The sequence below is a fragment of the Pseudarthrobacter sulfonivorans genome, from assembly GCF_001484605.1.
GTDB lineage: Bacteria > Actinomycetota > Actinomycetes > Actinomycetales > Micrococcaceae > Arthrobacter > Arthrobacter sulfonivorans_A.
In genome coordinates this window covers 3,912,124-3,934,889 of sequence record NZ_CP013747.1, presented here as the reverse complement: position 1 = coordinate 3,934,889, position 22,766 = coordinate 3,912,124, and the positions used below count along the sequence as shown (strand labels likewise).

Genomic DNA, 22,766 nt, shown 5'->3' with positions numbered 1-22,766 from the left:
CTGGCCGAGGGCGCCGGGCCTGGAGAAAGCGGCCTAGAGAAACTCTGCCCGGCCTTCCATGGCCGATGACGCCAGGGCGTGCTCGCGGCGCGGAATCCTGCCGGCCGCTTTCGCCAGCCTACCGGCAATGACGGCGTGTTTGAAGGCCTCCCCCATGAGTGCAGGGTTCTGCGCCCGCGTGACTGCAGTGGCCAGCAGCACGGCATCACAGCCAAGCTCCATGGCCAGGGCGGCGTCGGATGCCGTGCCGATGCCGGCGTCCAGCACCACGGGCACCGAGGCGCGCGAGACGATCAGTTCGATGTTGTGTGGATTCAGGATCCCCAGGCCGGTGCCGATGGGTGCTCCGAGCGGCATGACCGCAGCGGCCCCCAGGTTTTCCAGCCGCAGGGCCAGGACCGGGTCATCGTTGGTGTAGGCGAACACTTTGAAGCCCCGGTTAACAAGGTGTTCCGTAGCATCCACCAATTCCACGGCGTCCGGCAGCAGGGTCTGTTCGTCGGCGATGACTTCCAGCTTGATCCAGTCCGTTTCCAGCGCTTCGCGGGCGAGTTCCGCCGTCATGACCGCGTCCCGGGCGGTGAAGCAGCCGGCGGTGTTGGGCAGGATCCGGATCCCGTGGTCCACCAGGAGCTGGAAAAGGGATCCCGATTCAGCCGGCGCATAGCGCCGCATGGCCACTGTGGTCAGCTCGGTTCCGGACGCCAGGAGGGCTGCCCCCAGCCCGTCGAGGCTGGGGGCGCCACCGGTGCCCATGATGAGGCGGGAGCCGAGCTCGACGCCGTCGATGACCAGCCTGTCTGCGGCCTCGGGACGGTTATGTGTGCTGATGTTGCTGGTTACTGTCATGGTGTCAGCCTCCCTGGACTGCTGTGACCAGTTCGACGTCGTCACCTTCGGCGAGCGCCGTGACGAACCACTGGCTGCGGGGTACTACTTCGGAGTTATGGGCGACGGCGACGCCGAGTTTCTGCCCGTCTGTCGCCTGGCCGTTGGCCGCGAGGGGACGTCCAGTGATCTGGCTGATGAGGGTGGTGATGGAGGCGTCGTCCGCCACGGAATGGCGCGAGCCGTTGAGGGTGATGTTCATGCTGATTCCTTCTGTGGGTCGAGGTCCTTCGTGCGGATGTCATTGTCTGGGGACTGTATGCCGGCTACGTGGTGCTTTCCTGAAAAGCGGGCCGGGCTGAGGGCCCCCCATCGCGGGTCCGTCCGGCCATCCAGCAGGTCCCGGCAGATGGCCGCCGCCGCCGGAGCCAGCAGCACTCCGTGGCGGAAGAATCCGGTGGCAACCATCAGCCCGGCAATGTTCGCCGTGTTCCCCGTCCGTGGCGCGGAAACCGGTACGCGGCCGAGGAGAGGGGCGTTGTCCGGGGTCGCAGGCCTTGCCCGCGCTGTGCATTCCAGGAGTTCAAGCTCCGAGACGGCCGGCACCAGGACCTGGGCGTCCCGCAGCAACTGGTAGACGCCGCCCGCCGAGACAGCAGCGTCGCCCGTCCCGGCGAGCGCGTCTTCTCGCTGCGTAGCGCCGATCACCACCGTGCCGTCCTGCCGGGGAACGATGTAGACCGGCACACCATGGACCATTCCGCGGACAGTGGAGGTGAGGAGCGGGCGCAGGTGCCGCGGAACAGCCAGCCGCAGGATGTCACCGTAGACGGGCCGCAGGGGCAGGTGCAGTCCAACCGGCAGGCCATCCAGCGACGCCGCCTGCAATCCGTTGGCCACGACGGTCTCCCGAGCCTGGACAGTTCCGCCGTGGGCGAGCTTCACGCCGATGACGCGGCCGTCCTCCCAGAGCAGGGCAGCGGCACGTTGGTCAACGGCGAATCCCGCGCGGGCACCTGCCACGGCGGTTCCTGCTCCCGGTCCGTGGATGGCCAGGACTTCCTGGAGGCACGCCACGAGTTTCCGTGGATCCACCTGGTGGTCGGCGGGGATGTCCAGGGCGCAGGATATGGCCGGGCTAAGCAGGGATTCCCTCGTCCTGGCCTCACGGACAGTCAGGGGTTCCACCACCAGGCCGCTGGCCTGCTGCACAGCCCGGAGGTCCATCAGCGCCCTGCGGTCCGCAGCGTCCGCGCCGATGGCGAGGGTCGGCGTCGTCAGATATCCGGTATCGCCAGCCCCGGCCAGGGCGAGGTCGGCCGCAAAGGCAGGCCACAGGCCGGAGGATGCCAGCATCAGCTCAAGGAGGTCTTCCTCCTGGTAATGCAGTTCGCTCACAGGGGCCAACATGCCGGCGGCTGCCCAGCTGGCGCCGTTGCCGGGCGCGTCATCGATCAGCACGACGGAACGGCCGGACCGCCGGACTTCCCAGGCTATGGCGTGGCCGATGACTCCGCCGCCGATGACGGCCACGTCGGCGTGCAGGGCGGTGGCCGGGCTGGCTGGTGCAGGCTCAGGTGGGCTGCTTATTGCGGGGGGCATATGTTCCTTCCCTACGCCGGTACTAGCCGGATCAGGTCAAGCGGTCGGCTCTGACGCCCTCTCAGCCCGGCCGCTTTGTGACGGCTGCAACGGGCTCCCGCAGTACCCGCCCAGTTTAGGGGACTTAGGCTGGTTTCCATGAACGCGCAATCCTTCGCCGCTGCAGGCACGCCCTCCGCCCCCTCCCCCGCTCCCGAATCCTTGGCCGGAACAGACTCCGCCGTCGGCATTAACACCGGCCTCCCGCACAGCGCCAGGCTGTACCTGTGCACCGACGCGCGACGGGACCGCGGGGACTTTGGCGAGTTTGTGGACGCGGCGTTTGCCGGCGGCGTGGACATCATCCAGCTCCGGGACAAGGCGATCGAGGCGGCGGAGGAGCTGGAGCTGCTGGCCGTGCTTCGGGCCGCGGCCGAACGCCACGGAAAGCTGTGGGCAGTCAATGACCGTGCCGATATCGCGCTGCTGTCCGGCGCCCCCGTCTTCCACATCGGGCAGAAAGATCTGCCTGTCGCTTCCGCCCGCACGCTGCTCGGGGCACCAGCCGCGATCGGCCTTTCCACGCACACCGCCGAGCAGATCGAAGGCGCCATCCGGCTGTCCGGTGGGCTGACTGACCAAGGCGGCCTGGACTACTTCTGCGTAGGACCGGTCTGGGCCACTCCGACGAAACCGGGCCGGGCCGCCGTCGGCCTTGACCTGGTGCGGTACGCGGCCGAAGCCGTCCGCGCTGCCGGTGGCACCCAGGCCACGCTGCCCTGGTTTGCCATCGGAGGCATCGATCTCGGCAACGTGGAGCAGGTGGTGGAGGCCGGCGCCGGCAGGATTGTTGTGGTGCGTGCCATCACCGAAGCCGCGGACCCCGCAGCGGCGGCCGCGGCACTCCTGGCGGCCCTGGACGCCGGCGCATCCTGACAATCCCCCGCGTGGCGGGCGGCGGGCGTGCACGATCCGTGGAAATCGAGCTAACCTGATTTTCGTGTCACATCATAGGTTGGCCCCCAATGTCCACGAGCAGACGAACGACCTCGCGGCGGCGCTGAGCGCCCTGCGGACCGAGCTGGAACTGCCGGGACCCTACCCGGCGGAGGCGGTCCGGGACGCGGAAGCGGCGGTGGCCGCACACGAGTTGCCGGGTGCTGACCTGACGGAAGTGGCTTTCCTCACTATCGATCCGGCGTCGTCCACTGATCTGGACCAGGCGCTGTTCATCGAGCGTGCGGGCACTGGCTACAGGGTGCTATACGCCATCGCTGACGTGCCGTCCTTTGTCCGCCCCGGCGGCGGACTGGACGCAGAGACCCGGCGCCGCGGCCAGACGTTCTACGCCCCTGACGGCCGTATCCCGCTGCACCCGGAAGTCATTAGCGAAGGGGCAGGCAGCCTTCTGGCCGGCCAGCTGTGTTCCGCCTATGTCTGGGAGTTCGGGCTGGACGACGCCGCGCAGGTCTCCACTGTGAGCGTCCAGAGGGCCACCATCCGCAGCCGGGCCAAGCTGAGCTACAAGGGAGCCCAGGCCGAACTCGACGCCGGGACGGCCGGCCCTGTCCTGCAGCTCCTGAAGGAAGTGGGCCTCAAGCGCGTTGAACTGGAGCGGCAGCGTGGCGGCGCCAGCCTGAACATGCCCGAGCAGGAAATCGTGCAGCTGCCCGACGGCGGCTACCGGATTGCCGCGGCGCCGCAGCTTCCGGTGGAGGACTGGAACGCCCAGATCTCCCTGATGACGGGGATGGCGGCGGCAAACCTGATGCTGGCGGGAGAAGTGGGCATCCTGCGAACCATGCCCGCCCCGGACGAGCGCTCCCTGCGTCACTTCCGCCTCCAGACTGAGGCATTGGGCAAGCCGTGGGACGGCAAGATCAGCTACGGCGAATACCTCCGCAGCCTTGACCCGACCAAACCCCGGCAACTGGCCATCCTGCACTCCGCCGGCATGCTGTTCCGCGGTGCCAGCTACACGGCGTTCGACGGCACAGTCCCGAAAGACGCCATCCAGTCCGCCATCGGCGCTGCCTATGCCCACACCACGGCACCGCTCCGGCGTCTGATCGACCGTTTTGTCCTGGTGATCTGCGAAGCCCTGAGCAACGGCAAGCCGGTACCGGACTGGGCGCGGGAAGCCCTGCCGTCCCTGCCGGAGATCATGGCCGGATCCGACCAGCTGGCATCGCGGATGGAACGCATGGCGCTGGACACCGTGGAGGCCGCGCTCCTGGTCAACCATGTGGGCCAGGAATTCGATGCGATCGTGATTTCCGGCTCCAAGCCGCAGAAGGACAACGGCAACGGGAAAAACGGCAACGGCACCAAGAACGGCGCTGCGAAAAACGGAGCCGCAAAAAACGGAAACGGCCCCTCGGGGATCATCCAGATCGCCGAACCCGCCGTGACGGCCCGGTGCGGCGGCGACCTGAAATCCGGCACCAAAGTGCGGGTCCGCCTGATCTCGTCCGATATCGCCGCCCGCGAGGTCCACTTCGAGCTGCTGGCCTGAACGATTTCCGCGCTGCCTGATCGGCCCAAAGCCGGGATTCAGGGTCCGTGCGGCTAGACTGAAGAAGTAGATATGGATGCCCGGTCGTTGATTTCCTTGATTTGAATTCAACAAGCCCGCCCCTACGCGATCTTGAGATGCACCCGTTGGTCACCAGTGCCAGCATTTTGATAGCCCGCGATCGGCTTCCACTGGAATTGCTTGCGCGCTTCGAGCGTGCTCCGGAACGGCCACGTTGGCCGGCCCGTTGAGCAGGCAGCGCCAATGCCCAAATGAATAAGGAAACTCCCCTGTGAGTGAATTGCATACCCACCAGATCCTGACTGACGACTCCGGCATCGAGACGATCGAACCCGAAGAAACCATCATCTCGGACGAGAAGCCGCACGAGATCGAGGAGAAATCCTTCGCTGACTACAACGTCCGCGCCGACATCGTGGAGTCCCTCGCCGACGCCGGGATCACCCACCCCTTCCCCATCCAGGCCATGACCCTGCCGGTGGCGCTTTCGGGCCACGACATCATCGGGCAGGCCAAGACCGGCACCGGCAAGACCCTCGGCTTCGGCATTCCCGCGCTGCAGCGCGTGGTGGGTCCGGACGACGCCGGCTACGACAAGCTCGCCGTTCCGGGTGCACCTCAGGCCCTGGTCATCGTGCCCACCCGCGAGCTGGCCGTCCAGGTGGCCAATGATCTCCAGAACGCTTCCCGCAAGCGGAACGCCCGCATCACCACCATCTACGGCGGCCGTGCCTACGAGCCCCAGGTGGAGGCCCTGCAGAACGGCGTCGAGGTAGTCGTCGGTACTCCCGGCCGCCTCATCGACCTCTACAAGCAGAAGCACCTGGTCCTGAAGAACGTCAAGATGGTCATCCTTGACGAGGCCGACGAAATGCTGGACCTCGGCTTCCTGCCGGACGTGGAAACCCTCATCGCCGGTACCCCTGCAGTCCGCCAGACCCTGCTGTTCTCTGCCACCATGCCCGGCCCGGTCATCGCCATGGCCCGCCGCTACATGACGCAGCCCACCCACATCCGGGCCGCTGATCCGGACGACGAGGGCCTCACCAAGCGCGACATCCGCCAGCTCATCTACCGCGCCCACAGCATGGACAAGATCGAGGTTGTTGCCCGCATCCTGCAGGCACGCGGCCGCGGCCGGACCATCATCTTCACGAAAACCAAGCGCACCGCCGCGAAGGTTGCCGAGGAGCTCGTGGACCGTGGCTTCGCCGCCGCCGCCATCCACGGTGACCTGGGCCAGGGCGCCCGCGAGCAGGCGCTCCGTGCCTTCCGCAACAACAAGGTGGACGTCCTGGTGGCCACTGACGTCGCCGCCCGCGGCATTGACGTCGACGACGTCACGCACGTCATCAACTACCAGTGCGTTGAAGACGAAAAGATCTACCTGCACCGGGTGGGCCGCACCGGCCGCGCGGGCAACAAGGGCACAGCAGTGACCTTCGTCGACTGGGACGACATGCCGCGCTGGGGCCTGATCAACAAGGCCTTGGGGCTCAGCGTCCCGGAGCCCGTGGAAACGTACTCCTCCTCGCCGCACCTGTACGAAGAGCTGGACATCCCGGAAGGCACCAAGGGTCGCCTGCCCCGCAACAAGCGCGTGCTGGCCGGCGTCGACGCCGAGCTCCTCGAGGACCTGGGCGAGACCGGCAAAAAGAACACCCGTCCCAGCGGTGGCCGTGACAGCGGGCGCGACAGCAACCGCGACGCCGGCCGCTCCGGTGCTCGCGACAGCAGCAGCCGCCGCACCAGCGAGCCCGGCGGACGCTCCGGTGACCGCCGTCGTCGTACCTCTGATGCGGCGACCGCCGGCACCAGCCCCGCCCCCGAACCGGCTGCTGCGGCTCCGGCCGAAGGCGAAGTGGACCCCCGTGCCCGCCGCAGCCGGACCCGCACCCGCCGCCGCAACGGCGAAGTGGTGGCCGGTGCCGACAACGGCCCGCAGCAGCGCAGCACCGAGGCATAACAGCCTCGATGACTGACACCGTCTGGGCGCCGGACGGCAGCAACCTGGTGGTTCACGCGGACAACGCGGAGTTCCTCCCCTCGCTGCCGGACGGCGCCTTCACCTTGATATATGTCGACCCGCCGTTCAACACCGGCAGGGTCCAGAAGCGCCAGGAAACGCGGATGGTGCTGAACACCGATGGTGACGGCGACCGCGTGGGCTTCAAGGGGCGTTCCTACGACACCATCAAGGGCGCCCTGCACCGGTACGATGACGCCTTCAGTGACTACTGGTCATTCCTGGAACCCCGGCTCGTGGAGGCCTGGCGGCTGCTGGCTGACGACGGCACGCTGTACCTCCACCTGGATTACCGGGAGGTCCATTACGCCAAGGTGATGCTTGACGCGATCTTCGGCCGCGAGTGCTTCCTCAACGAGATCATCTGGGCGTACGACTACGGTGCCCGCGCCAAGTACCGCTGGCCCACCAAGCACGACAACATTCTCGTGTACGTCAAGAACCCGGCGAAATACCACTTCGACAACGCCGAAGTGGACCGCGAGCCGTACATGGCACCGGGCCTGGTGACACCGGCGAAGCGTGAGCTCGGGAAGCTGCCCACCGACGTCTGGTGGCACACCATCGTCTCCCCCACAGGCAAGGAAAAGACCGGCTACCCCACGCAGAAGCCCGAGGGCCTCATCCGCCGTGTGGTGACGGCGTCAAGCCGGCCCGGTGACTGGTGCCTGGACTTCTTCGCCGGATCCGGGACCCTGGGCGCCGTGGCGGCCAAACTGGACCGGAAGTTCGTGTGTGTGGACCAGAACCAGCCGGCCATCGACGTGATGGCCAAGCGGCTGGGCGCCAAGGCAACCTTTACGTCGTTCCCACCCGTCTGATCAGGGGCGGACGACGGCGATTCCCGTGCCGAGTTCCTCAATCCGTGCCAGCACATCCGCGGTGGTCAGGTTTTCTCCCAGCAGGTTCGGTTTGCCCGCTCCGTGGTAATCCGAAGAGCCGGTGATCAGCAGCCCGTGCTTGGATGCCAGGCCCCTGAGGAATTCCCGCCCCTCCTCGGGGTTGTCGCGGTGGTCGATCTCCAGGCCGGCCAGGCCGGCGTCGATCATGTCGCGGTAGGTGCGCTCCCCCACGATCCGGCCCCGGCCGGACGCCACGGGATGCGCGAAAACGGGAACACCACCAGCGGCACGGACCAGTTCGACGGCGGTGGCGGGTTCCGGTGCGTAGTGCTGGACAAAGTAGCGCGAATGGGACGTCAGGATGGACGTGAACGCCTCCGAGCGGTCTGCCACCACACCGGCCGCCACCAAGGCATCAGCGATGTGCGGCCGGCCCAGGGTAGCCCCGGGAGCCACATGGTGGATGACGTCGTCCCACGTCAGCGGGTAGTCTTCGGCGAGCAGGGTCACCATGCGTTCGGCCCGCGTGAGGCGCGCGTCCTTGGCCTTGGTGATCTCTTCAAGCAGCCCAGGGTGGGCAGGATCGTGCAGGTAACTCAGCAGATGCACACTGATCCCTTGCGCGGTCCGGCAGGAGACCTCCATGCCGGGGACCAGGGCCACCCCGTTTTCCAGCGCCGCGAGGGATGCTTCGGCCCAGCCGTCCGTGGAGTCGTGATCGGTTAGTGCCACCACGTCCAGGCCCGCCCGGGCAGCCGAAGCCATCACGTCGGCGGGGGTTTCGGTGCCGTCCGAAACGTTCGAGTGGGCATGCAGGTCAATCCTCACTTGCCCAGCCTAGTTGACCGCGTCCGCGCCGGTATTGGCCCCCGGCTCGGTGCTGGTGAGACGATGGTGCCGTGAACGATGCCGAAAACACCCCGACCTCTGTCTCCCAGCCCCTCGACGAGCGCGTCAACAACCGCTCTCAGCGGCCCAGTTCCGCTGCTTTCAAGGCCTTTATGGCCAGTAACTGGGCGCCGTCCGGGCAGCACCTGCCGGCGCTCGACGCCGTGGCCAACTACGCCGCGGCCCGGCGCAAGGCCATCTCAGAGAAGTTCAAAGGCGAACGCCTGGTCATCCCCGCCGGTCCGCTGAAGGTCCGCTCCAACGACTGCGACTACCGGTTCCGTCCGCATTCTGGCTTCGCGCATCTCACCGGACTGGGCCTGGATCATGAGCCGGACGCCGTGCTCATTCTGGAACCGGCCGGTGAAGGAAAGGGCGACGGCGGCAGTCACCACCGTGCCACGCTGTACTTCCGTCCGCTGGCCGGCCGGGATACAGAACAGTTCTACGCTGACTCCCGTTCCGGCGAGTTCTGGATCGGTGCACGGCCCACCCTGGCCGAGTTCGAAGCGCGCCTGGGCCTGGCCACCGCCCACATCGATGGACTTGAATCGGCGATCACCAAGAACGTGGGTGCCCCGGAAATCGGCGGCATCTCCATCCGGCTGGTGCGCAAGGTGGACGAGAACATCGACGCCCTGGTGGATACTGCCCGGTACAACACTGCCAAGGACCCGGACAACCTGGATCTGGCTGTCCTGGATGCACTGGATGAAAAGCTTTCCGAAGCGCTGTCTGAACTCCGCCTTCTGAAGGATGAGTGGGAAATCGAACAGATGATGACTGCAGTAGCTGCGACTGTCGAGGGCTTCGTGGAGGTAGTCAAGGCCCTGCCCCGCGCCCTGACCCATGCCCGCGGCGAGCGCGTGGTGGAAGGCGCGTTCTTTGCCCGTGCCCGCGAGGTAGGCAACGAACTGGGCTACGACACCATCGCCGCCGCCGGCAACAACGCCACAGTCCTGCACTGGACGCGGAACACCGGCAGGATCAACGCCGGTGAACTGCTGCTGCTGGACGCCGGCGTTGAAGCGGACTCGCTCTACACCGCCGACGTCACCCGGACCCTGCCAGTCAACGGAACGTTCACCGCAGTCCAGCGCAAGGTCTACGAGGCAGTCCTGGATGCTGCCGACGCCGGATTCGCCGCTGCCCAGCCAGGTGCCAAGTTCCGGGACATCCACACCGCGGCCACCAATGTGTTGGCGGAACGTCTAGCCGAGTGGGGGCTGCTCCCGGTGAGTGTCGAGGAAGCCGTCAGCACGGAAGGCCAGCAGCACCGCCGCTGGATGCCGCACGGCACCAGTCACCACCTTGGCCTGGATGTCCACGACTGCGCCCAGGCAAAGCGCGAACTGTACCTCGACGGCATCCTGACGGAGGGCATGGTCTTCACCATCGAACCCGGCCTGTACTTCAAGAACGAGGACCTGGCCATCCCGGCAGAGTACCGCGGCATTGGCGTGCGGATCGAAGACGACATCCTCATGACGGCCGATGGTCCGGTGAACCTCAGCGCTGCACTGCCCCGCAAGGCCGACGACGTCCAGTCCTGGATGGCAGGCATCTACCAGGAGCTGGACGGTGGTTTGGCAAGCGGAGACTTCCGCTAGAGGTCTTTGCGTCCAGCGCATCTCGGCAGCGATGCACTGGACGACCCTCCCCCTTGGTGAAACTCTCATAACAGTTTTTGGCAATCGCTTGCCATAAGTTGGCATTGATGAATACGCTAGCCGCAGAGAAAGAAAATCGTAGACTGAGTTTTAGTCTCGGGTCTCTGCCGCAATGTATGTCTTCAAAGGAGAAGTCTCATGGGTATGTCCAAACCGCGTCGCATCGGCACCATCGCCGCAGCGGCCATTTCCGTCCTGATGCTTGCCGCCTGCGGCGGCTCGGGTGGCACAGGCGGTACCACCTCCGGCGCTTCTGGCGGCAAGGTGGACGGCACCGGAAAAACACTTAATGTCCTGATGAGCGTCACTGCGCAGTACCCGCAGGAACAACAGGCCTGGTTCAAGGAAATGAGCGCCAAGTTCAAGGCGGAAACCGGAGCCGACATCCAGTGGGAAACGTTCGCCAGCGCCAATGACGAGATGACCCGGATTCAGACGTCAGTCGTGTCGGGCCAGGGCCCGGACGTTTACGGACTCGGCACGACGTTCACGCCCACGGCCTACTCCACCGGGGCGTTCGTGAAACTGGGCGACAACGAATGGAACCAGCTCGGCGGCAAGGACAAGTTTGTTCCCGCAGCCCTGGGCATCTCCGGGCCGGATGAGGGCAACCAGATCGGTATCCCGTTCGTCAGCCGGCCGTTCGTGATGGCCTACAACACCGAGCTGCTGGCAGCTGCCGGCATCGAAAAGCCTGCCACCACCTGGGATGAATTCACCGAGCACGCCAAGAAGCTCACCACGGGCGACCAGTACGGTGTTGCCGTGGCCTATAAGGACAACTTCGACCCCTGGAAGTACATCTGGGGCATGTCCATCCAGGCCGGCAACCCCATCATTGACGGCAGCAAGGTCCGTCTCGATGACCCCATCACCAAGAAGGCCTACGAGACCTACTTCGGTTGGGTGACCAAGGACAAGGTGGTTGATCCCTCCTCCGTTGGTTGGGCCAACCCGCAGGCCCTGGCAGCCTTCGCAGCCGGCAAGGCAGCGTACTTCCCCATGACCTCGCCTTTGTCCATCCCCGCCCTGGATGCCTCGGCCGTCAAGGGCAAGTACAAGTACGCCCTGATGCCCACTGTTCCCCCGGGCCAGACCTCCAACCCGTCGGGCGGTAAGCCTGCCACCAGCATCCTCTCCGGTGACAACCTCGTGGTGGCTGACTACTCAAAGCAGAAGGACCTCGCCTTCGCGTTCGTCAAGATGATCACCGAGAAGGACGTCCAGCTCAACTACTTCAAGGTCTTCGGCCAGCTTCCCGCGAACCAGGCAGCCGCGACGGAACTTGCAACCAACGAAGTGATTGCTCCGGCCCTTGAGTCGGGTGCCAAATCCGTTGCGACGCCGTTCAGCGGTGCCTGGGGCGATGTCCAGCTGTCACTGACCAACGTGGTTGTCCAGTCCATTCCGGATCTTTCCTCCGGTGCAGTCAGCGAATCCAACCTGTCCCAGCGGCTCAAGGACGAACAGACCAAATCGCAGACCGCACTGGACCGGGCCAAGAAGTAAGACCGAGCCACCAACTGCGGAAGGTTACGGAAAATGGCTAGCAGCGTTACCGAGCCCCGGCCATCGGACAGCAGTCCGATGGCCGGGGAGGCCGCCGGACCCGGCGAAACCACACCCCCTGGGAACCGACGAAAAGGGCTCAGCGAGAGGAACCGGCCTCTTTGGCTCCTGATTCCCGGCGGGCTGCTGATGACGATCGTCATCCTTATCCCCCTGGCCATGGGCATCTGGATGTCCCTGATCGATCTGGATCAGTACACCCTGCGCCAATGGGTCAGTGCCGAATTCATCGGCATCCAGAATTACATTGAAGCGGCGGTCAGCAGCGACTTGCTTCGCTCCATCTGGCTTTCTGTTTCCTTCGCGGTGATTTCCACGGTGGTGACCATCCCGCTGGGCGTGGCCGCCGCCGTCGTCACCCAGAACGCCTACCGCGGCCGTGCCGTGGTGCGCTCCATCTTCCTGATCCCCTACGTGCTGCCGTCGTTTGTAGTGGCCAGCGTCTGGCGGACCATGCTGCAGCCGGATGGAATCGTGAATGTGACACTGACCAACATGGGAATGGACGGCGGCTTGTGGCTTAACGGCCCGAACGCCTACTGGACCCTGGTGTGGGTGGAAATCTGGGCGGCCTGGCCGTTCATCTACCTGCTGGCGCTGTCCGGCCTGCAGGCAGTGGACCACGAGGTCCACGAGGCATCGGCCCTGGACGGGGCCCTGTGGTGGAACAAACTGCGGTACGTGATCTTCCCTTACCTGAAGGGACCGGTTTCGCTCGCCTTCCTGCTTGCCACGTTGAACCACATCAACAACTTCACTCTGCCCTACGTCCTGTTTGGTGCACCGGCACCGTCGGATGTGAATGTGCTGCCGATCCTGGTTTACGTCACCAGCTTCCAGAGCTTCCGGTTTGGCCTCAGCGCCGCCATGGCGGTTGTTTCGCTTATCCTGATCGCGATTCCGCTCTTCATCTACCTGCGCGCAGTCCGGCTTGATGTGCACGAAGGAGGAAAGAAATGACCATCGACGCGGCAAACCCGATCGAGCAGCAGAAGAAGCAGCCCATCCGGCGTGACGCAGCCCTGGAGGTTACACGCCTCATGCCGAGGCCGCTGCTGGCCATCCTCACGGTCCTCCTCTGCGCCCTGGTCCTCATTCCGATCGTGTATATTTTCCTGGCCTCACTGAACACGGATGTGGGAGTCGCCAGCGGCGAGTTCTGGCCGAGCAGCTTCTCGCTGGAGAGCTACACCAAGATCTGGGATTCCGTGGGTCTGGCGAAGGCCATCGGCAACAGCCTGATCGTGTCCGGGGCCACGGCAGTCGTCTCGGCCATCATGGCCATCGGCACGGCCTACGTGCTGGTCCGGTTTGAGTTCCGCGGGCGCCTGACCGTGCTGCGCGGGCTGCTGGGTCTCCAGTCCGTCCCGGGAACCCTGATGCTCCTGCCGGTGTTCGTGCTCTTCTCCTCCGCGGGCACGTATTTGGGCGTGACCGTCATCGGCACGCTCTGGGGCCTGTTTATCGCCTATCTGACGTTCGCCTTGCCGTTCTCAACCTGGGTGATGGTCACCTACCTCCGCGGCCTGCCGCGGGAACTGGAGGAAGCGGCGCGCATTGACGGTGCCTCCAACCTCGGGATCCTGTTCCGGATCATCATTCCGCTCAGCTGGCCCGGGATCATCGTTTCCGCGATTTTCGCCTTCCTGCTGGGCTGGAATGACGTGCTGTTCGCGTCGGTATTCACCCGGCCGGACACACACACTGCCGCGGTTGCACTGCAGGTCTTCGCGTCGGCCGTCGAGGGTGGAGCAATTCCGGTGTATTCGCAGCTGATGGCGGCCTCGCTGGTCTGTGCCGTCCCTGTAGTGGTGCTGTACTTCATGTTCCAGAAGTACCTCGTGGGCGGCCTGACAGCCGGCAGCGTCAAGTAAGACGGCTTCGACCACAAACAACTCCGCCCGGTACAGCAGCTGCTGTATCGGGCGGAGTTGTTTGTTGCAGGCCGTGTTCCTCAGACCTTGCGTAAATCTGGCCTCCGGCACCGCCGCCTAAGGCGTAGATTCGCCGGAGTCCTTGGAGGAGTCTGGCTGGGAGTGTCCCCGGGACCGATCTGAGCCGGTCTGTCCCGTGTCAGGCTGTTCCGTGCCACGCTCGCCTGCGGTGGCCTGGTCTGAGACGCGGACGCCGTACTGCGGCCGGCCGTCAGGGAGGTCCGGGTAGCGGACGGCGGCAGCGGGAGCCTTCGCCGGCTGGGCCGCTGCCTCCGGCTGCGTGCCCTGGTCCGGGCCGGTGGCCTGGCCCACGCCTTGGGCTGTCCCTTGGCCCGGAGTTCCGGCACCCTGCTGTCCGTAGGGGTCATTCCAACTGGCAGGGCGTGCGGGTGCCGGACCAGGCTGATTGCCCGGCTGGCCGGGCTGGCTCTGCTGGCCGGGCTGCTGACCCGGCTCGCCGTGCTGGCCGTACTCCTGGTTCGGGTAGCCCTGGGGATTGTATGGGCCGGCTGCTGCGTCCGAGCGGGTCATGGGCAGTTGCTGGAGCAGCCGGCGCGCATCATGGGCAGCCTCCACCGACACCACAACGTCGTAGCTGGTGGCCACCACCTGGCTGGTGGAGGTGAAATCCCGCTTTCCGCGCTGCATGGCATACGTGACGATGCCGAACAGCATAAAGAAGGCAGCCCCCATCAGCACAGACGCCAGGATGGAGAAGTAACCGGGCGATGGTGCGAAGAAGGAAAGCATGACGCCAACGAAGAGGCCGAACCACATACCGCTGAGCGCCCCGGAGAGAGCCACCCGGGGGTAGCTGAGGCGGCCGGTCACCCGCTCAACCATCTTGAGTTCGTTGCCCACGATGGAAACCATCTGGACCGGGAACTGCTGGTCGGCGAGGTAGTCCACCGCCTTCTGGGCATCCAAGTAAGAGGTGTACGAGCCTACGGTGTCACCGGTGGGCACCGTGCGGGCGTCGTCGGGCCCGCTGGGGCCACCGGCCTTGGGAGCACCAAAAATGTTTGACATACATCCATTCTTGCCCATCAGCATGTATGCCGCCTGTAAATTCAGCTAAAAGAGAGCAGACTCGGTAGCCTGTAGACGTGAGTACAAATCTTTCGCGCGTCTTCGTGGCCCGCCTGCTGGGTCTTGACGTCTTCGACCCCTTGGGCGACCGCCTGGGCAGGTTGCGCGATGTGGTGGTGCTCTCGCGTGGCAGCCGCGGCGCCCCGCACGTGGTGGGCATCGTCGTAGAAGTTCCCGGTAAAAAGCGCGTCTTTGTGCCGATGACACGCATTACCTCCATCGACCAGACACAGATCATCTGCACGGGTCTGGTCAACCTCCGGCGCTTTGAGCAGCGCGGCGCGGAGACGCTGGTGGTCGCGGAAATGTTCGACCGCCGCGTCACGCTCCGTGACGGCAGCGGCGACGCCACCATCGAGGACATCGCCATGGACCAGCACCGGTCCCGCGACTGGTTCGTGAGCAAGCTGTTCGTCCGCCGGGGCCACTCCCTGTCCCCGCTCAGCCGGCTGCGCCGGAACGAGACCATGATCATCGACTGGGCCGACGCCCTCCAAGGTGCCCGCACCGAACCCCAGGCAGCCACCCAGTTCGTGGCCAACCATGAGGACCTCAAACCCGCTGACTTCGCCGAGGCGCTGCAGGAAATGAGCGACAAACGCCGCTTCGAAGTGGCCAGCGAACTCCAGGATGAACGCCTGGCCGACGTGCTGCAGGAAATGCCCGAAGACGACCAGGTGGAGATCCTCTCCGCCCTCGACGTCGAACGCGCGGCGGACGTCCTGGAGGAAATGGACCCCGACGACGCCGCCGACCTCCTCGCCGAGCTCCCTTCTGCACAGGCGGAGGAGCTTCTCCGCCTCATGGAACCCGAAGGCGCCGAGGACGTCAGGCGGCTCCTCGAATACGACGAGGACACGGCCGGTGGCCTGATGACGCCTGTTCCGGTGATCCTCCCCCCGGAGGCAACTGTCGCCGAGGCACTGGCCCACGTCCGCCGCGAGGAACTCTCCCCCGCCCTCGCCTCGTCCATCTTCATCACCCGGCCCCCATTGGAAACCCCCACGGGACGGTTCCTGGGCGTTGTGCACATCCAGCAACTGCTCCGCTATCCGCCGCCGGAACCCCTGGGCAACCTCGTGGACAAGAACCTTGAGCCGGTCTCCGACCAGGCCCACATCAGCGAGGTGGCGCGCACGCTCGCCACCTACAACCTGAACTGTCTTCCCGTGGTCAATGACGCGGGCCGGCTCGTAGGGGCGGTGACTGTTGATGACGTTTTGGATCATCTGTTGCCGGATGACTGGCGCGCCTATGATGGCGAAGCCCCGGTAAGAAAACTGGGAGGCCGCATTGGCTGACACCGGCGCCCCCAAGAATCCCAACAAGAAGGCGGCAGCCAAGGGCGGACTCGACACACCCCTGAGTGGCCGCCAGCGCATCCTGCCGAAGTTCTCACCCGACCCGGATGCATTCGGCCATGCGACGGAAGGCTTCGCCCGGTTTATGGGCACGCCGCAGTTCCTGGTGTACATGACGGTCTTCGTCGTCATCTGGCTGGTCTGGAACACGTGGGCACCGGCGGAGTGGCAGTTCGATTCGCGCCTCCTGGGCTACACCCTCCTGACACTGATGCTTTCGCTGCAGGCCTCCTACGCGGCCCCGCTGCTGCTGCTGGCCCAGAACCGGCAGGACGACCGCGACCGGGTCTCCCTCCAGCAGGATCGCCAACAGGCGGCACGCAACCTGGCCGACACCGAGTACCTCACCCGGGAGCTGGCGTCGCTGAGGATCGCGCTGCGCGAGGTTGCCACCCGCGACTACGTCCGGGCCGAACTACGGACACTCCTCGAGGACATGCTGGAAGCGCAGGAGGAACTGCGGACCCACGATCCCGCCGGATCCGGCAGCCACGAGTCCCCGCGTGAGAAGGTCAAGGAAAAGCTGAAGGAAAAGCGCGACAAACAGCGGAACCCCCGCACGCAGCAGATTCCGAAGGTCAAACCCAGCCATGTCGCCAACGACACCGTCACCAAGGACGCCGTCACCAAGGACACTGCCGCCAAGGACACTGCCGCTACCGACCCCGCAATCCAGGACCCGGCCGTCCCCAAGCACATCCCCACCACCGAAAGCTGAGCCCCGCCCGCATGAGCGCCTCCCTGGAGCAGGCAGTCCACGCTGCGCTGGCCACCGTGATCGATCCTGAGCTCCGCCGTCCCATCACGGAACTGGGCATGGTGGAGTCCGTGGATGTCGCTGCGGACGGCCGGGTCAGGCTGGCTGTCCTGCTGACCATCGCGGGCTGCCCCCTGCGCGGGACCATTACCGCAGACTCCGAGAAGGCGCTGTCCGCAGTTCCGGGCGTGACCGCCGTCGAGGTTGAACTGAAAGTGATGAACCAGGCCCAGCGGGACGCCCTGAAGGAACAGCTCCGCGGCGCCTCCGGGCAGCGCGGGATTCCGTTCAACGAGCCGGGGTCCCTGACCAAGGTGTTCGCGGTGGCAAGCGGCAAGGGTGGGGTGGGCAAGTCATCGCTGACCGTCAACCTTGCCTGCGCCCTGGCCGCCCAAGGCCTCCGTGTGGGCATTGTGGACGCCGACGTCCATGGCTTCTCGGTTCCGGCCCTGATGGGCATCACGCAGGCGCCCACCCGGGTGGACGACATGATCCTGCCGCCGGTGGCCTACGGCGTAAAAGTGATTTCCATCGGTATGTTCGTCGCCGGAAACCAGCCGGTTGCCTGGCGTGGGCCGATGCTCCACCGGGCCCTGGAACAGTTCCTGACGGACGTCTACTTCGGCGACCTCGACGCCCTGTTCCTCGACCTGCCGCCCGGCACCGGTGACATCGCGATTTCGGTGGCCCAGTTGCTGCCGAAGGCTGAGATCCTGGTGGTCACCACACCCCAGGCCGCAGCTGCCGACGTCGCCGAGCGCGCCGGTGCCATCGCCACCCAGACAGGTCAGACGGTGGCCGGCGTCATCGAGAACATGTCATACCTGGAAATGCCCGACGGCGGGAGGATGGAGCTGTTCGGAAGCGGCGGTGGGGCGGTCCTCGCCGAACGGCTCACAACGACGGTGGGCACCGATGTGCCGCTCCTGGGACAGATTCCGCTGGACATCCTGCTGCGGGAAGGCGGCGACGCCGGCACGCCCATCGTGCTTGGCCGGCCAGACACTCCGGCGGCCATTGCTTTGACCGACATCGCCGGAAAACTTGCTGCCAGGCCCAGGGGCCTGACGGGGATGAAACTGGGCCTGCAGCCGCGTTAACGCAACGCTGCCCACCAGAGGCAGCGGGGGCCTAGGTGGCTTCGGTATCGAACGGCGCGGGTTCGCCCGGAGGCAGCGACTGGACTACACGTTCCGGACGGGAGGGAGCCGTCCCGCCCGCGGCAACCGCCCCTGCACCGGCGACGGCAGCCACCGCTGCCGGCGCTCCGGCACTGACGGACTTGGTGTCGTCGTCCAGGAGGGCTTCCTTGATGATGCGCCGCGGATCGTACTGGCGGGGATCGTATTTCTTCCAGTCGACATCGTCGATGTCGATGCCGACTTCTTCCTTGATCTGCTCCCGGGCACCGGAGGCCATCCGGCGGACTTCCTTCACGAGATTCGCAAGTTTCTGAGTGTATTCGGGCAGGCGCTGGGGACCGATCACCAGGATGCCGATGATCAGCAGGAGGAAGAACTCCGGGCCGTTGATTCCAAACACTTTAGGAAGATTACCCTCTCCGGAGCCCCGCTGACGATTCCTGCCCGCCAGCGTCGCAAAGTGCCTGCATCACGGAGCCAGCATCTCCCCGAGTTTGTGGATTCCCCGCTCCAACCGGGCGGCGGGAGAGTCGTCCGCTGCCGTCACCGGGGAGTCGGCAGGCGCGGTGCTGACACCCGCGTTAATTCCTTCTACGGCGAGGACGCTGAGCCGCTGCAGCACTGGAACGGCGTCATCGGCCTGCTCCGCCGGGAGGTCGGACTCAACAGTGAAAGTTCCTGCAGTGGTCTCCACGGTGGCCGTCCAGGGCGCCAAGCTGCTGACCAGCAGCTTCCCCTCGTTCTCACCGGAGTTCTGTTCGGAGTTCTGCTCGGCGTCCTGACCCGACTGCTGCTGGGCGTCCACGGGATGCTGTTCCACGATGGTGGCATAGTGTTGCCCATCAGTCAGGTGCATTTCCACCGCCGGCCGCCCATTCAGCGTTATGGCATTGGCGCTCCGGACGTGGAAGCCGAGTGATGCCAGGTCCGGACAGACCCAGCCTTCAGAGCGTAGGGCCAACAACTGCGGAGCACTGATCTCCCTGCCGTCGGCCGGTAGCTGGGCCGTGTGCTGCACCAGGCTCCCGTTGATGGCCGATTGGGCGACGGGCAGGCTGTCCCCCGCCAGCGCAAACGCGCTGACGGCAAGAATTCCAGCGGCTGCTGCTGTCCCGCCGGCGGCAAGTGCCACGGCTCGCGCGGCCCGGTACGGGCTCGGGGCTGGCTCGGCCGCGGCCGCGAGCAGCTGCGTCCTGACGAGCAGCCGGGCCGTCAGGTCCTCGCTGGCAGGCGGCACGGCCGCGTCACGGAGCCGCTCGATGTACTGGCGTTCACGCTTCAGCGCCGCTGCACATTCTGCGCAGGTCTGCACGTGGTCGGCGCCGCGGTGATGCCGGCGGCCGAAGGGGTTCTGGGGCGTCATGGTGCCGATCAGAGGATGCTGGCGATGCGCGGCAGCGAAAGCTTCGGCGTGCGTCCTTGCTGTGGCCTGGGATCGCGGTGGGCCAGCTTTTCGCGCAGCATGGTCCGGCCCCGGTGGATACGGGAACGGACGGTACCCAGTTTGACGCCGAGTGCAGCGGCCACTTCGTCGTAGGACAGGCCTTCCAGGTCGCAAAGGACGACGGCGGCGCGGAAGTCCGGGGGCAGCTCCTCCAAAGCAGCCTGCACATCGAGGTCCAGGTTGTTGTGTTCGAAGCTCTGTTCCGGTCCGGGTTCACGCCCGGGGATCCGGGACTCGGCGTCATCGGCCAGCGCGTCAAACCGGATGCGGGTTTTCCGGCGCGCCTGGTCCAGGAACAGGTTGGTGGTGATGCGGTGCAGCCAGCCATCCAGTGTCCCTGGCTTGAAATTCTCCAGAGACCGGAAGACGCGGACGAACACCTCCTGGGTGAGGTCCTCGGCGTCGAACTTGTTCCCCGTCAGGCGGTACGCCAGCCGGTAGACCTTGGCGGAGTGGTTGGCCACCACTTCCTCCCAAGTGGGCCTGACCCATACAGCGGCGGAATCTTGCGTCGCAGGGACAGGCGCCATACCTGATGCTGACATCGTCCACTCCCATCGTGGATTGCTATCGCCCGGATACTGTGGACATCTCTTGTTCGGCGCCGATCACCTCACGGATGACCGGATATCCATCATTTCAAAGTTGGCTGGGAATTTCCTGACCGGGGCGGTTCTTCAGCCAGAGGCACAACGATTCCCTTCCGCGGCTGGCACCCCCTCACACAGTAGGCTGTACTAAACACTCCCCTGCCGCCCAGAAAGCGAATCACATGAGCGCCGACAAATCCACGAGCTGGTCCTATGCAGAAGATCTGCCCGCAGAGGATGAGGTTATGCTTCGTGCCAGGGAGCGCTCTTTCGAACTGGGCGTGACGCCCATCGGCGCAGGTGTTGGTGCGGTCCTGACGGTGCTGGCTGCGGGCTCGAAGGCCCAGACCGCCGTCGAAATCGGCACAGGCGCGGGTGTCTCGGGGGTATGCATCCTGCGGGGGCTCGGACCGCAGGCCGTGCTGACCACCATCGACGTGGACGTCGAACATCTGAAGGCGGCACGTGAAGCTTTTTCGGAGGCCGGCAGTCCGGCCAACCGCACCCGTACCATTTCCGGCCGCGCCGGTGATGTCCTCCCGCGCCTGACCGACTCCGCTTATGACCTGGTGTTTGTTGATGCCGACAAGCCCGGCCTGCCCGGCTACGTGGACCAGGCCGTCCGGCTCCTGAAGGCCGGCGGGCTGCTCATCATTAATGACGCACTGGACAAGGACCGAGTGGCCAACCCGGCTGTCCGGGAGTCCAACACGGTGGTGCTCCGCCAGGTGGGCAAGGCAATCCGCGACGACGACCGCCTGGCGTCCGCGATGCTTCCCACTGGCGACGGCCTGCTGGTCGCGGTTAAGAAGTAGATCCACAGCAAATAAGCCAAGGTCCGCAGCCGGTTGGCTGCGGACCTTGGCCCTGCGGGATTATTCGGCAACGCCGAACAGGATTATTCAGTCACGCCGACGAGGCATTCCTTAAGGTTGGCCGCCTCCGCAGCGTTCAGTTCCACCACAAGCCGTCCGCCGCCTTCGAGCGGTACGCGCATGATCAGGCTACGGCCCTCTTTGGTGACTTCCATAGGGCCGTCGCCGGTGCGTGGTTTCATAGCCGCCATGAGGAATTTCCCCTCCATTTAGTCCCAGGACATATCAGCCCGGATGGGCTGTGTCCGCATGGTCAAATCAAGCCGCTATGGCGGCCCGTACTGATGCCGCCATGGCTGAACATTTCTGAATGCTTTTTGTCCCTGCTTACTTACTATTATCCCGTAATGACCCGCACGTAGCTAATCGATGGACATTTACGGCCGCGTCGGATTCCCCAATCCGCCGGCCAGGCACCGCCCGCGATCACGGCGGATAATCGCCGCCGCCCGGAAGCTGCGCCCATGCCCACAGCCAGACGATCCACACGATCTGGAGCAGGACAAACATTGTCAGGACCGTGCCGCGGTATGCCTTCGACCGGGACAAGAGCGCGGCAGCCAGCGCCAACGGGAACAGCGGGAGCAGCATCCGGAAAGTACTGGTCTGGGGGTGGAGGAACACCAGGAGGTAGCCCATGTAGCAGGCGCACCACAAGCGCAGTTCCACACCAAGCCGGACCACCGGCGGGGAGAACAGCAGGAGCGCAAAGAGGCCCGCAAAGACGAATGGCGCCACGATCCCCAGGACGGGGCCAAAGAGGTCGACGCCGGCGTCGAACCAGGGCTTGAAGGGCACCAGGTCATGGCCGCGCCACACTGTTTCGGTTTTGGTATACGCCTCAATATCTCCGGTGGCGGCCCAGGCCGCTGCCGGCCACAGCAGTGCCGAGGCACCGCACACCACGGTTAGGCCCGCCAGGGACGCCAGCTCCCCGAGGCTGTGGGTGCCCGGCCGCTCCTCGCGCCCCCGTTCGACCAGTCGCCAGAGGAAGAGAAGCCCCACCATGGCGGCAAAGGGAACGCCCACGGGTCGGGAAAGGCACAGCAGCAGGACCACCGGCATGGCAACGAAATAATGACGCCTGATGACGAGCAGCAGGGCGGTGGCCAGCAGGAAAACGGTAAGGGGCTCCGCGTACGGGACCTGGAGAATGGCGGACACCGGAAAGGTCGCGAAGAATGCCACGCCCCAAAGCGCCGCGGTGTGCGAAGCCTTGTGCCTGAACAGGCAGTACAAAACCAGCGCCGCACCCAACCCCGCCAGCATGGCGACGACCGTCAGCGCCACGGCAGGGCTGATTCCGGTCAGGCCTGCGAGCGCACGGCCCAGGGCCGGGAAGAGCGGATAGAAGGCCCACGCATTTTCCTGCACGTTGCCGGCGGCATCCGTTGGAAGCGGTGAGGGATAACCGTCGGTGATGATCCGGCCGTACCATCGCGCATCCCAGATATTAATAAAGTTCCAGTAGTCAGGGCCGGCCGGAAACCACGGGTTGGGTCCTTGGTGCAGGGCTGCTGCCATAAAGATGCAGGCGCTGACCAGCCGGGCAGTGGCGTAGAGGGCGGCAACCTGCAGCCACCAGGGCCAGCGTTGGACTGCCCACATGGCGCGGGCGCCGAATGCGGTGATCA

At 65.4% G+C, this 22,766-nt stretch carries 22 protein-coding genes and 1 riboswitch; of the genes, 12 read left to right on the top strand and 10 right to left on the bottom strand.

The genetic code is table 11. The features are described 5' to 3' along the window. Positions 1-33: 33 nt before the first annotated feature. The 3 genes from AU252_RS17875 to thiO all read right to left on the bottom strand — a co-directional run bounded on the left by AU252_RS17875 (position 34) and on the right by thiO (position 2,430). A complete protein-coding gene (locus AU252_RS17875) occupies positions 34-849 on the bottom strand; it encodes a thiazole synthase (RefSeq protein WP_058931871.1) in 816 nt (271 codons plus the stop codon). Between the two features lie 4 nt (positions 850-853). Continuing rightward, the gene (gene thiS / locus AU252_RS17870; RefSeq protein ID WP_058931870.1) at positions 854-1,090 is read right to left on the bottom strand and encodes a sulfur carrier protein ThiS; all 237 of its coding nucleotides are present in this window, start codon (positions 1,088-1,090) and stop codon (positions 854-856) included. Continuing rightward, positions 1,087-2,430 (bottom strand): glycine oxidase ThiO, encoded by a 1,344-nt coding sequence (gene thiO, locus AU252_RS17865; RefSeq protein ID WP_058931869.1) that lies wholly within the window; start codon positions 2,428-2,430, stop codon positions 1,087-1,089. Before thiO ends, thiS begins: the two co-directional genes overlap by 4 nt. Beyond that, positions 2,421-2,541: riboswitch (TPP riboswitch) on the bottom strand. It overlaps the preceding gene by 10 nt. Before the next feature lie 27 nt (positions 2,542-2,568). Between thiO and thiE the strand changes: the two genes are divergently transcribed. The 4 genes from thiE to AU252_RS17845 all read left to right on the top strand — a co-directional run bounded on the left by thiE (position 2,569) and on the right by AU252_RS17845 (position 7,792). Continuing rightward, positions 2,569-3,345 (top strand): thiamine phosphate synthase, encoded by a 777-nt coding sequence (gene thiE, locus AU252_RS17860; RefSeq protein WP_083510465.1) that lies wholly within the window; start codon positions 2,569-2,571, stop codon positions 3,343-3,345. A gap of 64 nt (positions 3,346-3,409) precedes the next feature. Then, a complete protein-coding gene (locus AU252_RS17855) occupies positions 3,410-4,924 on the top strand; it encodes an RNB domain-containing ribonuclease (RefSeq protein ID WP_058931868.1) in 1,515 nt (504 codons plus the stop codon). A gap of 292 nt (positions 4,925-5,216) precedes the next feature. Next, positions 5,217-6,911, top strand: coding sequence for a DEAD/DEAH box helicase (locus AU252_RS17850; protein ID WP_058931867.1), 1,695 nt, complete (start codon positions 5,217-5,219; stop codon positions 6,909-6,911). Positions 6,912-6,919: 8 nt separating this feature from the next. After that, on the top strand, positions 6,920-7,792 hold the full coding sequence (locus AU252_RS17845; protein WP_058931866.1) for a DNA-methyltransferase: 873 nt from the start codon (positions 6,920-6,922) through the stop codon (positions 7,790-7,792). Here AU252_RS17845 and AU252_RS17840 read toward each other — a convergent pair whose 3' ends face one another. After that, a complete protein-coding gene (locus tag AU252_RS17840; protein ID WP_058931865.1) occupies positions 7,793-8,641 on the bottom strand; it encodes a PHP domain-containing protein in 849 nt (282 codons plus the stop codon). 71 nt (positions 8,642-8,712) lie between these two features. Between AU252_RS17840 and AU252_RS17835 the strand changes: the two genes are divergently transcribed. The 4 genes from AU252_RS17835 to AU252_RS17820 all read left to right on the top strand — a co-directional run bounded on the left by AU252_RS17835 (position 8,713) and on the right by AU252_RS17820 (position 13,814). Further along, positions 8,713-10,311, top strand: coding sequence for an aminopeptidase P family protein (locus AU252_RS17835; protein ID WP_058931864.1), 1,599 nt, complete (start codon positions 8,713-8,715; stop codon positions 10,309-10,311). A 204-nt stretch (positions 10,312-10,515) separates the two neighbouring features. Beyond that, positions 10,516-11,880: an ABC transporter substrate-binding protein gene (locus AU252_RS17830; RefSeq protein ID WP_167349843.1), complete on the top strand. Its 1,365-nt coding sequence runs from the start codon at positions 10,516-10,518 to the stop codon at positions 11,878-11,880. A gap of 33 nt (positions 11,881-11,913) precedes the next feature. Beyond that, positions 11,914-12,900: a carbohydrate ABC transporter permease gene (locus AU252_RS17825; RefSeq protein ID WP_058931863.1), complete on the top strand. Its 987-nt coding sequence runs from the start codon at positions 11,914-11,916 to the stop codon at positions 12,898-12,900. Positions 12,901-12,980: 80 nt separating this feature from the next. Further along, positions 12,981-13,814 carry a carbohydrate ABC transporter permease gene (locus AU252_RS17820; protein WP_240484412.1) on the top strand — a complete coding sequence of 278 codons (834 nt, stop codon included), beginning with the start codon at positions 12,981-12,983 and terminating at the stop codon, positions 13,812-13,814. 117 nt (positions 13,815-13,931) lie between these two features. On the opposite strand, the gene AU252_RS17815 is transcribed toward AU252_RS17820, so the two are convergent. Next, on the bottom strand, positions 13,932-14,903 hold the full coding sequence (locus tag AU252_RS17815) for a general stress protein (RefSeq protein WP_058931862.1): 972 nt from the start codon (positions 14,901-14,903) through the stop codon (positions 13,932-13,934). 77 nt (positions 14,904-14,980) lie between these two features. Between AU252_RS17815 and AU252_RS17810 the strand changes: the two genes are divergently transcribed. The 3 genes from AU252_RS17810 to AU252_RS17800 are packed head-to-tail and all read left to right on the top strand — an operon-like array spanning position 14,981 to position 18,181. Further along, entirely contained in the window at positions 14,981-16,264 is a 1,284-nt protein-coding gene (locus tag AU252_RS17810) for a magnesium transporter MgtE N-terminal domain-containing protein (protein WP_058931861.1), read from the top strand. Then, positions 16,257-17,042 (top strand): DUF1003 domain-containing protein, encoded by a 786-nt coding sequence (locus tag AU252_RS17805; protein ID WP_083510462.1) that lies wholly within the window; start codon positions 16,257-16,259, stop codon positions 17,040-17,042. The genes AU252_RS17810 and AU252_RS17805 overlap by 8 nt, the downstream gene beginning before the upstream one ends. An 11-nt stretch (positions 17,043-17,053) precedes the next feature. After that, positions 17,054-18,181, top strand: coding sequence for an Mrp/NBP35 family ATP-binding protein (locus AU252_RS17800; RefSeq protein WP_058931860.1), 1,128 nt, complete (start codon positions 17,054-17,056; stop codon positions 18,179-18,181). 31 nt (positions 18,182-18,212) lie between these two features. On the opposite strand, the gene AU252_RS17795 is transcribed toward AU252_RS17800, so the two are convergent. The 3 genes from AU252_RS17795 to sigE form a co-directional block, all read right to left on the bottom strand. Continuing rightward, positions 18,213-18,623, bottom strand: coding sequence for a hypothetical protein (locus AU252_RS17795; protein ID WP_058931859.1), 411 nt, complete (start codon positions 18,621-18,623; stop codon positions 18,213-18,215). A 69-nt stretch (positions 18,624-18,692) separates the two neighbouring features. Beyond that, on the bottom strand, positions 18,693-19,586 hold the full coding sequence (locus AU252_RS17790) for an anti-sigma factor (protein ID WP_240484219.1): 894 nt from the start codon (positions 19,584-19,586) through the stop codon (positions 18,693-18,695). Between the two features lie 8 nt (positions 19,587-19,594). Further along, positions 19,595-20,212, bottom strand: a complete 618-nt coding sequence (gene sigE / locus AU252_RS17785; RefSeq protein WP_058931858.1) for an RNA polymerase sigma factor SigE — start codon at positions 20,210-20,212, stop codon at positions 19,595-19,597. A gap of 227 nt (positions 20,213-20,439) precedes the next feature. Here sigE and AU252_RS17780 point away from each other — a divergent pair, with 227 nt between their 5' ends. After that, positions 20,440-21,072 carry an O-methyltransferase gene (locus tag AU252_RS17780; RefSeq protein WP_058931857.1) on the top strand — a complete coding sequence of 211 codons (633 nt, stop codon included), beginning with the start codon at positions 20,440-20,442 and terminating at the stop codon, positions 21,070-21,072. An 83-nt stretch (positions 21,073-21,155) separates the two neighbouring features. On the opposite strand, the gene AU252_RS23370 is transcribed toward AU252_RS17780, so the two are convergent. Together AU252_RS23370 and AU252_RS17775 are read right to left on the bottom strand one after the other, a co-directional pair. Further along, positions 21,156-21,323 carry a DUF3117 domain-containing protein gene (locus AU252_RS23370; RefSeq protein ID WP_009357720.1) on the bottom strand — a complete coding sequence of 56 codons (168 nt, stop codon included), beginning with the start codon at positions 21,321-21,323 and terminating at the stop codon, positions 21,156-21,158. Between the two features lie 235 nt (positions 21,324-21,558). After that, entirely contained in the window at positions 21,559-22,740 is a 1,182-nt protein-coding gene (locus tag AU252_RS17775) for a hypothetical protein (RefSeq protein WP_058933033.1), read from the bottom strand. Positions 22,741-22,766 lie beyond the last annotated feature (26 nt).